At 43.3% G+C, this 10,974-nt stretch carries 10 protein-coding genes; 9 read left to right on the top strand and 1 reads right to left on the bottom strand.

The window, feature by feature from the left end; translation table 11 throughout:
- Positions 1-215: 215 nt before the first annotated feature.
- The 9 genes from AC1DPZ_RS15540 (at position 216) to AC1DPZ_RS15500 (ending at position 10,468) form a co-directional block, all read left to right on the top strand.
- On the top strand, positions 216-1,628 hold the full coding sequence (locus AC1DPZ_RS15540; protein WP_477404953.1) for an ATP-dependent DNA helicase: 1,413 nt from the start codon (positions 216-218) through the stop codon (positions 1,626-1,628).
- Positions 1,629-2,249: 621 nt separating this feature from the next.
- The gene (gene hemC, locus AC1DPZ_RS15535; RefSeq protein WP_477404951.1) at positions 2,250-3,824 is read left to right on the top strand and encodes a hydroxymethylbilane synthase; all 1,575 of its coding nucleotides are present in this window, start codon (positions 2,250-2,252) and stop codon (positions 3,822-3,824) included.
- A gap of 85 nt (positions 3,825-3,909) precedes the next feature.
- Entirely contained in the window at positions 3,910-4,881 is a 972-nt protein-coding gene (hemB, locus tag AC1DPZ_RS15530; protein WP_477404949.1) for a porphobilinogen synthase, read from the top strand.
- 94 nt (positions 4,882-4,975) lie between these two features.
- Positions 4,976-6,346, top strand: coding sequence for a glutamate-1-semialdehyde 2,1-aminomutase (hemL, locus tag AC1DPZ_RS15525; protein ID WP_477404947.1), 1,371 nt, complete (start codon positions 4,976-4,978; stop codon positions 6,344-6,346).
- A 66-nt stretch (positions 6,347-6,412) separates the two neighbouring features.
- Entirely contained in the window at positions 6,413-7,285 is an 873-nt protein-coding gene (locus AC1DPZ_RS15520; protein ID WP_477404944.1) for a sensor histidine kinase, read from the top strand.
- A 135-nt stretch (positions 7,286-7,420) separates the two neighbouring features.
- The gene (locus tag AC1DPZ_RS15515) at positions 7,421-8,128 is read left to right on the top strand and encodes a response regulator transcription factor (protein ID WP_477404942.1); all 708 of its coding nucleotides are present in this window, start codon (positions 7,421-7,423) and stop codon (positions 8,126-8,128) included.
- Complete coding sequence (locus AC1DPZ_RS15510; RefSeq protein WP_477404940.1) at positions 8,128-8,682, top strand: tetratricopeptide repeat protein; 555 nt, start codon at positions 8,128-8,130, stop codon at positions 8,680-8,682. The genes AC1DPZ_RS15515 and AC1DPZ_RS15510 overlap by 1 nt, the downstream gene beginning before the upstream one ends.
- 122 nt (positions 8,683-8,804) lie before the next feature.
- Positions 8,805-9,830 carry a uroporphyrinogen decarboxylase gene (hemE, locus tag AC1DPZ_RS15505; RefSeq protein WP_477404938.1) on the top strand — a complete coding sequence of 342 codons (1,026 nt, stop codon included), beginning with the start codon at positions 8,805-8,807 and terminating at the stop codon, positions 9,828-9,830.
- Positions 9,831-9,934: 104 nt separating this feature from the next.
- Positions 9,935-10,468 carry a CopD family protein gene (locus AC1DPZ_RS15500; protein WP_477404936.1) on the top strand — a complete coding sequence of 178 codons (534 nt, stop codon included), beginning with the start codon at positions 9,935-9,937 and terminating at the stop codon, positions 10,466-10,468.
- 1 nt (position 10,469) lies between these two features.
- On the opposite strand, the gene vapC is transcribed toward AC1DPZ_RS15500, so the two are convergent.
- Positions 10,470-10,895: a type II toxin-antitoxin system VapC family toxin gene (gene vapC, locus AC1DPZ_RS15495; RefSeq protein WP_477404934.1), complete on the bottom strand. Its 426-nt coding sequence runs from the start codon at positions 10,893-10,895 to the stop codon at positions 10,470-10,472.
- Positions 10,896-10,974 lie beyond the last annotated feature (79 nt).

Genomic DNA, 10,974 nt, shown 5'->3' with positions numbered 1-10,974 from the left:
ATGCTATACAGAGCGGACCTGTACAGTTCGCGATTGCCGCGCTGCGCTCGCAATGACATGGGGGTTTTGAGGCCCTAAACCCAACACGTCATTTTTTCCAGGATTAGCCTGGTGGATATTCGCAATGACATATTTTTGATTAACCCAATAAATATTTCATTATCTTAAATGATATATTATAGATAAATTCATCCCCGTTAATCTATCAATGTTACATGGCCGATCAGCCTACTTTAAACCCGGATCAAAAGGCAGCATTTAAAGCCATACACAAATTCCTTGACCACCCTGCTGCCAACGTATTTGTGCTGAAAGGTTATGCCGGTACCGGTAAAACCTTCCTGATGCAACGCGTTGCCAAATGGTTGCAGGAAAAGGAAAAGAAATTTAGTATGCTTGCCGCAACAGGCAGGGCCGCTACCGTTTTAAGGGGCAAAACCGGCCTTACGGCTACAACTGTCCATGGTGAAGTATACCGGTTTAGTAAGATTGACGGCCTTGACGATCATATTGCCAACAGTGCCGCCGATGCCGCAAACGGCCAGATGACCCTGCAATTCATGACCCGCCCGCCCGACGAGGATCCGATGATTTATATTGTGGATGAAGCATCGATGTTATCGGCCGAAATTGGGGTAAGCGACGGTTTAGCCGTTTTTGGATCGGGCATATTACTGGATGATTTTTTCCAGGTAGCGGGCAACAACAAGATCATTTTTGTAGGCGATCCCTGCCAGCTGCCGCCGGTGGGCTCATCGTTTAGTCCGGCGCTGGATACCCAATGGCTTGCGGCGCAGCAAAAGGTAGCTGTTTCTGTTACACTTACCATGATTGAGCGCACAAAGGGCACTAATGATATCCTTGTTTTGGCGGGCGCCATCCGCCAGATGCGGGATGATAAAACTCCCGGACGGTTCCCTAAACTTCCTGCATCAAACCTCAACAACGTTAAGCTGCACCCTACAGATAGTGCAATGTTTAATGATTATGCCGCTAAATACAAAGCTTTAGGGGTTAATATGGTACTGGCAATTGCCCGCAGCAATAAAATGGTACGGCAACTTAACCAGGCCATGCGCCGCGAACTGTTTGGGTCGGAACATGAGCCTTTACGGGAAGGTGATATACTGTTGGTTACCCAAAACAACTACTCGGTACCCTTAACCAATGGCGACTTTGTGATCATCAACGAGCTTGGTGCCATAACCCATAAAGCCACGCTGAAATTTCAGAAAGTGAGGATCACGGCAGTAGCATCGGGTAAAGAATATAGCATCATGCTTTCGTTAGATACCTTAAGCAGTTTAAAGGGTAGTTTGACCAACGATGATTCAAAATATTTAATGATTGATTTTGCCGAACGGATGAGGGCCAAAGGTATCCCCACAGGCGGTGAACTGTATCAAACAGCCATGCGCGAGGACGAATACGTAAACTGCCTTAAAGCCAGCTATGGCTACGCCGTTACCTGCCACAAAGCCCAGGGCGGCGAATGGAACAATATTTACCTGTTTTTAGAAAAAAGCATGTACGGCATGCCCTATACCGAACTTTGCAACTGGTGGTACACCGCAGTTACCAGGGCCAAAGAAGAATTGAACCTGGTTAATTCCTGGTGGGTGAGGTAGGGATTCACAAATTCCTCTTTTCATCTCGTCGGTGCAGGAGCCAGGTGCGGGTTGCGGGGAGCGGGCCTTACAAACACGAACCACGCTCCACGCAACCCGCACCTCAAAAAAACACGCACCTCAAAAAAACCCCGATATTTGTTGATATTACTTGATTTTTATCAATAGATGTTGGTAATATTAAGGCATTTAAACATTAAAATAGATGTTGTAGATTTTAAAGTGTAAACCTATTTCAGGACAAGACATACAATTTCTAAAAAACTTAACTTACTGACTATCAAAACAAATGGTGTTCCATGCTATGTTTTGCTAAAATCTAAAGCACTGATAATCAGCACAAATGCGTTCCAGACCGTTCCATGCGTACCACCCGTTCCGATGGAACACCCGCATGTTAATTCAATACCCATATTTTTACCTCATTATCCGGCATTGGGTATTCAATGTTCGACAGGGTCACCAACAGGCTAAAGATAATTCATACCTTTAGCCTTTAGCCTTTAGCCCTAAACCCACACGTAACCGTCATATTGTTGCAATTAGAAATAATTCGTGAAATTCATGTACCTTATCATCCTTATAAAAAATTAAATTTGCACCTGCAAAACAATCATTCTTTTGGACAGAAAACTGATAATAGGAACAAGGGGTAGCGATTTGGCGCTATGGCAGGCTAATTTTATTAAGGATAGCCTTGCTGCTTTAAACATAACTGCCACACTAAAGATCATTAAAACCCAGGGCGACCGCATACTCAACCTCAGCTTTGATAAGCTGGAAGGCAAGGGTTTTTTCACTAAAGAATTAGAAGAAGAATTATTGGCCGGCACTATTGATCTTGCGGTTCACTCGCATAAAGACTTGCCAACCGAAAACCCTCCGGGACTCATCATCGCAGCAGTTTCAGAACGGGAAGACCCCTCTGAACTGTTGCTGATATTGAAGGATTGTGTAGATGTGCACCAAAAGCTGTCGGTTAAATATGGCGCAACTGTGGGTACATCATCAAACAGGCGCAAGGCACAACTGCTGGCCTACCGTCCCGACCTGGAGATAGAAGACCTGCGCGGCAACGTGCCTACCCGGATAGGCAAGCTGCGCGATGAAAAATATGATGCCATTATGCTGGCCAAAGCCGGCGTTAGTCGTTTAGGTATTGATCTGAGCGAATTTCATGTGGAAGAACTTACCCCCGCCGAGCTGATCCCTGCACCTGCACAGGGCGCTTTGGCTATCCAGATCCGCGAGTCAGACCAGGAACTTTTTGAGGCCCTGCAAGCTCTGCACCACCCCGATGTGGCTGAGGAACTGGCTGTTGAGCGTACCGTACTTAAATTATTTGGCGGTGGCTGCCACTTGCCCCTGGGCTGCTATTGCCGCCGGGACGAGGGCATGTTCCAGGTGTTTACATCCAAAGCTAATGAGGGCGATCAGTTTCCCGACCGCCTGTTTGTAGAGGCCCCAACTACCGAAGGACTGGCGCAAAAGATAGTTGCAAAATTTGCTAAAAATAGGAAATTCCCTTTGAAGGTTTTTATATCAAGGGAACTATCCGAACAGAGCTATTTCAAAAAATCGATGGAAAACCGGGGGATAAAGGTTGAGGCACGTTCGCTGATCCGTACCGTGCCGGTGATGACCAAACTCGATCCTTATATATTAAAAAATATAGACTGGGTATTTTTCTCCAGTAAAAATGCGGTGGAGTACTTTTTCCAGTTAAAACCAACTTTCCCAAAAAAGGTGAAGTTTGGCGTTATGGGCAGCGGAAGCGAAGAGATGCTGCGCCGCAAAGGTTACTTTACAGATTATGTAGGCGAAGGTACAGATACAGCCGAGGTGGCCGAGGAGTTTGCCAAACTGGCCAACGGCACCATAGTATTGTTTCCCGGCGCCGAAAGTCCGATGAGGAGTATACAGCAAGGATTATCTGCCGATACAAAAATTATTGATCTACCGGTTTACGAAACCGTGCTTGAGGAAGATGTTGAAGCCAGCGGCGCTGATGTGTTGGTGTTTACCAGCCCATCAAATGTGGAAGCTTATTTTGCCGGTAACCTGCTCGATCCATACCAGAAAGTGGTGGCGATAGGTAAATCAACCGGCAAAAAATTTGATGAAATGGGTGTAAAATACACGCTGCCCTACTCGCCCGACGAAGTTGGCCTGGCAGAAGCGGTGTTTGGATTGTAGGCCCCCTAACCCCCTAAAGGGGAAACATTAGTGGGTTAATAATATTATAAATTTAAAACTCCCCCTTTAGGGGGCTTGGGGGCTTATGTTACAAAGACCACGTAGAAACCGGAAAAGTGAAGTGATACGCCAGATGGTGCAGGAAACGCATCTAAGTGCGGCTAACCTGATTTTCCCGCTGTTTATTGTTGATGGTACATTCCAGAAAACTGAAGTATCGTCGATGCCGGGAATTTACCGTTATTCTGTTGATAATTTGCTGCGCGAGATTGAGAGTTGCCTTAAATTAGGGTTAAACTCGTTTGATCTTTTCCCTAATATCGAAGAATCTTTAAAAGATCGGATGGCTACCGAAAGTCACCGTGAAGAAAGTTTATACCTGCGGGCTATCCGCGAGGTAAAGAAGAATTTTCCGGAAGCCTGCATTATTACCGATGTGGCTATGGATCCTTACAGCAGCGACGGCCATGACGGTATTGTAAAAAATGGCGAGATCCTGAATGACGAAACGCTGGAGGTGTTGGGTAAAATGGCACTTGCTCATGCCCAATGCGGGGCAGATATTATTGCCCCCTCGGATATGATGGACGGACGTGTAGGTTATATTCGCAATGTGCTGGACGAAAACGGCTTTACAAACGTTTCTATCATGTCGTACTCGGCCAAGTATGCAAGCGCGTTTTATGGACCGTTCAGGGATGCCTTAAATTCGGCACCCAAATTTGGTGATAAAAAAACCTACCAGATGAATCCGGCCAACCAGCGCGAAGCACTGATAGAAGCCAACTTAGACGAACTGGAGGGGGCCGACTTTTTAATGGTAAAACCGGCACTATCTTATTTAGATGTAATAAAACTGATAAAAGATAATACCGAACTCCCTGTAGCTGCCTACAATGTAAGCGGCGAATACGCCATGATAAAGGCCGCCGTACAACGCGGTTGGCTAAACGAGCAGCGTGCCATAACCGAAGTACTTACCAGTATCCGCCGGGCTGGCGCAACAGCTATTTTGACGTATCATGCCAAGGAAGTATTGGAGAATAAATGGATTTAAAAAGGTAAAAACAGAAGGCTTAAAAGCCGAAAGCTTTTGCTAAACGATTATAAACAAGCTTTAAGCCTTGTGCTTTTAGTTTTACGCTTAAAAAATGTTAGATTCAATAAAAAAGATGTTTTCGGGTGATACCAATGAGCCGGTAAATACCACGGGTAAGCCAGATATCAGCAGGGAAAAATCTGCCGAATTGTATGCCAGGGCTAAAACCTATTTCCCGGGTGGGGTTAACTCACCGGTAAGGGCGTTTAAATCGGTTTACGGTACACCTTTATTTATACAAAAGGGCGATGGTAGTCACATTTGGGATGCTGATGGTAATGAGTTTGTTGATTTTTGCTGCTCCTGGGGCCCGCTCATCCTTGGTCATAACAACGTCAAGGTGCGAGAAAAGGTAATTGAAGTAATGCATCATGGCATGTCGTTCGGCGCACCAACTGCCCTCGAGAACGAACTGGCCGACCTGATCCTAAGAAACAATAAATTTATTGAAAAGATCCGTTTTGTAAGCTCCGGCACCGAAGCCGTTATGTCGGCCATCAGGTTGGCAAGGGGTTATACCGGGCGCGATAAGATCTTAAAGTTTGAAGGCTGTTACCACGGCCACGTTGATGCATTATTGGTTAAAGCAGGTTCGGGCCTGGTAACCTTTGGCGAAACCTCATCCGCAGGCATTCCAAAAGCCTTTGCCGATGAAACCATCGTAGTATCACTGAATGACAAAGAAGCTATTACAAAGGCTTTTGATGAGTTTAAAGACCAGATAGCAGCTGTGATCATCGAACCTGTACCTGCCAATAATGGCTTGCTGTTGCAGGAAAAAGAATACCTGCAATTTTTACGCGAGATCTGTACCCAAAACGGCACCTTATTGATATTTGATGAAGTAATCTCGGGTTTCCGTATTAGTTTTGAAGGTGCGGCAGGATATTACCAAATCAAACCCGATATTATTACCTACGGCAAAATCATTGGCGGCGGTATGCCGGTTGGTGCTTATGGCTCATCTGCAGTAATCATGAGTAATATATCGCCCGAAGGTCCGGTTTACCAGGCGGGCACATTATCAGGCAACCCGGTGGCTATGGCCGCTGGTATTGCCCAGCTAAACGAATTATTACGCATGGGTTTTTACCGCGACCTGAACAACAAAACGGAAGAATTTACCGAGGCCATACAGCGTTTTGCCACGGCCCGCAATTATAAATTCAAGGTGTTTGGCATCGGCTCAATATTCTGGTTTGCTTTTACAGATAAACAGTATATTCGTAAAGCCGAAGACATTGATGCTTCCAGTATGGAGAAGTTTAAAAAGTTTCATCGTGAATTGATTAACCGGGGCGTTTACCTCGGTCCATCGGGTTACGAGGTTGGTTTTATATCATCGGCACATACTAAAATTGATTTAGAAAAAGCTAAAAGGGCTATTTTTGATAGCCTCGATTTGGTGTTTAAGGGTAAGTAGTGGGGAGTTTTCAGCGGGCTGATAAAAAACAAGCTGCGCACTAAACGCTGCAAAAAGCAAACTAAAATGAAGAGGACATTTGTAATTTTTTACGCACTTATCATATACGCCATTGCCGAGTTGATTTGGTGGGGTTATATGCTGGTTTCGTTGCAGCCAAAGCGCACCGGGATGATAGTGAGCGAGGGTTGCATGTTTATAACGGTATTTATAATTGGTGCTTATAATCTGCACAAATCTTTTAATCGCCAGCAAAAACTATCTGAGCAAAAAAAGAACTTTTTGCTCTCGGTAACACATGAGTTAAAATCGCCCCTGGCATCCATCAAAATATWGCTGCAAACCATCCAAAAGCGTAATCTTTCTAAAGATCAGATACTCGATTTTATTGATAAATCATTGAATGATGTGGAACGCCTGGACGACATGGTAGAGAACATGCTGCTGGCATCAAAAATTGATAATCGTTCATATTCGTTTCCTAAAGCGAGTTTTAGCCTGTCGGTTTTGGTAGATAGTATAGTTAACCGGCTACAGATAACCAAGTGCGATTGCAATCAGCAGATCATCGACGCCGAAATTGAACCTAAGATCGAGATCACCGGCGATAAGTTCGCGCTTACATCGGTGGTAACAAACCTTATAGAAAACGCAGTAAAATATTCAAGCCCCTGCTCGGCAGTCGCGGTTAAACTCTTCAAAAAAGAAGAGAAAATTTACCTTGAAGTKGCCGATCACGGCATTGGGATAGCCGACCATGAAAAAACCCGTATTTTTGATAAATTTTACCGGGTGGGCAGCGAGGATACCCGTAATACCAAAGGCACCGGTTTGGGCCTTTATATAGTAAAAGAGGTGCTGGATAAGCACCATGCCAGCATAAGGGTGAAAGACAACCGCCCGGCAGGCAGTATTTTTGAAGTTGTTTTTGATGAATAACATTAATTTCCCGAATGGAGCTAATTTTCACCAATCTGCTTCTATAATTTGCGAGAATTAGTGTTTTAGTTAATTAAATTGCTTTGTGCAATCCGAAATAATTCGTGAGAATTAGTGTATTTAAATTAAAGTCATATGCTTAACAAGAAGAGAATTTTATTAGCCGAAGACGAAGAACATTTGTTAGAAGCCATCAAACTTAACCTTGAGCTGGAAGGTTATAAAATTTCTACAGCTAAAAATGGTAAAAAAGCTTTGCAGCTATTTAAAGAAGAGCGTTTTAACCTGGTAATATTGGATGTAATGATGCCCGAGATTGACGGCTTTGTGGTTGCCGAAACCATCAGGCTGGAGAATACCGAAGTACCTATCATGTTTTTAACTGCTAAAAACACCAATGAGGACAAAATTGCCGGTCTTAAAAAAGGTGCCGACGATTATTTAACCAAGCCATTCAACCTTGAAGAATTGATTCTGAGGGTGAACAACCTGATAAAACGCAGCCTGAAAGGTGATGACCTTAAAGAATTTAACAGCTACAAGATAGGCGAAAAAACCATTCACTTTAACTCTTTTGAACTGGTTAATGAAGACGATTCCATCACTCCGCTTACAAAAAAGGAAACCATGCTGCTTAAGCTTTTAATTGAGCGCAGAAACGATGCAGTATCGCGCGAGCAGATCCTGGAAACAGTTTGGAATTATGATGTATACCCATCAACCCGTACCATTGATAACTTTATCCTAACCTTCCGTAAGTATTTTGAACCAGACCCTAAAAACCCGGTTTATTTTCATTCTATTCGTGGTGTAGGCTATAAATTTACCGATAATCAGCATTAATGTTCAGTAACAGGGTACGCATATTCATCGCATTTATTTTCCTGTTATCACTGGGTTTGCTGCTGTACCTGCGTATTTACGAGTTGGCCACAGTGGCAGTATTGATGATCATTTTATTGATTTGGGATTATTTTAGGCAGGGTACCCTTGTTATTGCCGCCCGGTATTTTCACCATAAGAATTTTGATAAAGCCGAGGCATCGCTAAAAGAGATCAGTAATCCGCGATTGCTTAGTAAAAAACGTCGTGGTTATTACGAGTATATCTACGGTGGCATCTGCATTCAAAAGCAGGATTTTGAAGCAGCCGAAAAGCATTATGAAATTGCTGCACAATATCCATTACAATCATTAAATGATCATGTGGCTGCACTGGTTACCGTAGCCAACATCAGTATAAGGTTTGGCAATTATGAAAAAGCCAAGGCCTACCTGGAGTTAGCCGAGCAGCATGCCGATAAAATTACCGCCAAAATGAAGGATGTTATTAACAAGCTTCACAAGGAATTAAAAAAACACTATAAAAAGAGTTCAGAATCAAGCGTAAAGAATTAAGATAAGACCAGGTGGTTTAATGATAAAATCGTCCTTAGGATATACTGATGCCGTAAAGCCATCGATCCGATTACAAAAAATCTTAATTCCTTACTCTTAATTATTGGTTCTCTTCCAAAGATATGAGAGATTCGTTATTAATAAAGGCAGCTTTTTCCGAAAAAACAGAACGCCCGCCGGTGTGGATGATGCGCCAGGCAGGTCGTTTCATGAAAGAATACTGGGACATTAAAAACAAGTATTCGTTTTTAGAAATGTGCAAAACACCAGAGCTTGCTGCTGATGTTACCATGTTGCCGGTTAATTTACTGGGTATTGATGCAGCCATCCTGTTCTCGGATATATTGGTTACAGGCGAGGCCATGGGCGGCGACTTAAGCTTTAACCAGGGAGTGGGCCCTAAGTTTGCTAACCCCGTACGTACACAAAAAGATGTAGATAACCTGCAAACTGATGTGGGCGATAAGCTGCAATACGTGGCTGATGCCATTAAAGTAATTCAGCAACGTTTAAATGGCAATATCCCGCTGATAGGTTTTGCCGGTGCACCTTTTACAGTGATGAGTTATTTGGTTGAGGGCGGATCATCAAAAGATTTCAAGCTTACCAAACTAATGCTGCACAATGAGCCGGAAATGGCTCATCAGCTGTTGTCAAAAATTGCTGTTGTTACGGCAAATTACCTTAATCTGCAAATTGAAGCCGGTGTAAATGCCGTACAGATCTTCGATAGCTGGGCACAGGCCCTGGCCTGGGATGATTATAAAGAATTTAGTCACCACTACATCCAGGAGATCATCAGCAAACTAAACAGGAAAGATATCCCGGTGATATCGTTCTGTAAAGGCAGCTCGGTATTCGCGCCGCTAATGGCCGAAGCAAAACCGGATGTAATCTCGATAGACTGGAATGTTGACCTGTTGAATATTAAAAAGTGTTTACCTGAAGGCATAGCTGTACAGGGCAACCTTGATCCGCATATATTATATGCGGATAAAAAAGTAATTAAAGACCGCATACACCGCTTGTTCGACCGGATGAAGGACGAACCCGGCTTCATCTTCAACCTGGGCCATGGCATTATGCCAGATATCCCGTTTGATAATGTGAAGTATGCGGTGGAAGTAATTAAAGAATACAGGAACTAATAAAACCTTACATGTCATTGCGAGGAACGAAGCAATCGCGAATTTGCATATCAGATTTGCTGAGTCTGCGATTGCTTCGTTCCTCGCAATGACATACTTGATATATGTACGAATACGTTCTTGCCATACATATCATTTTTGTAGTCTGCTGGATGGCCGGGCTGTTTTATATGGTGCGCCTTTTTATTTACCATACCGAAGCGCAAGACAAGCCCGAACCAGATCGTAGCATCCTATCTGCCCAGTTCGAGATCATGGAGAAGAAGCTGTTTAATATTATAACGGCTCCATCGATGCTGATAGTAATTGTTGCCGGGTGTACCATGGTTTACTTGCGTCAGGCATATCTGCATATGGCCTGGCTGCAGATTAAGTTACTATTTGTGTTGGGCCTGGTAGCTTATCACCACATCTGCGAGCACAAAATGAAGCAGATGCGTAAAGGTATTTTTAAATGGACATCAACCCAATTGCGCCTGTGGAATGAATTAGCTACAATCCTTTTGTTTGCTATCGTTTTCCTGGCCGTATTAAAAGATGGTTTCAGCTGGATATTTGGTGTGGTGGGGATAGTATCATTAGGCGTGATATTGATGATTGCGGTGAAAATTTATAAGCGGTTTAGGGAGAAAAAGTGATTTATCCATCAAAGCTCATTACCTTTAATGAAGAGTGTTGGGCTATAAATTGAAAATCTCTGTCATCATTCAATAAAGTAAGCTTATTGCTCATGGCGTAAACAGCAATTAAGCAATCATTTGGTTTACGAATCGTCACACCTTTTTTTCGAAGGTCTCTATACAAATTTGCGGCTTTAACAGCCATACCATAAGAATTTTCGTGGAGTTTAGTCAGGTTGTCAAAATGTGATTTTACTATGCGCTCACTAACATCAGAGGTTATACCTTGCAATACCTCCTGAACTATAGTTGGGCAGGTGGCAATTACTATATTAGCCAAATTACTCCTTAGAAACTTGCTGGATTCCGTTTCAATACCTTTAAAAAAGTTGATCCATACCGATGTATCAACTAAAACAATCTCCCTATTCAAAAGCCTTGTCATCTATTTCAACCTTGCCCCACAAATCAGCAAGTTTTTGTTGATTTTCAAGAGTTACATAAAGTTTTAGTGCCTCTTCAAT

It is taken from the genome of Mucilaginibacter sp. P4_G9, assembly GCF_056400985.1.
The sequence above is the reverse complement of the archived record's forward strand: the minus strand, read 5'-3'. Positions and strand labels throughout refer to the sequence as shown.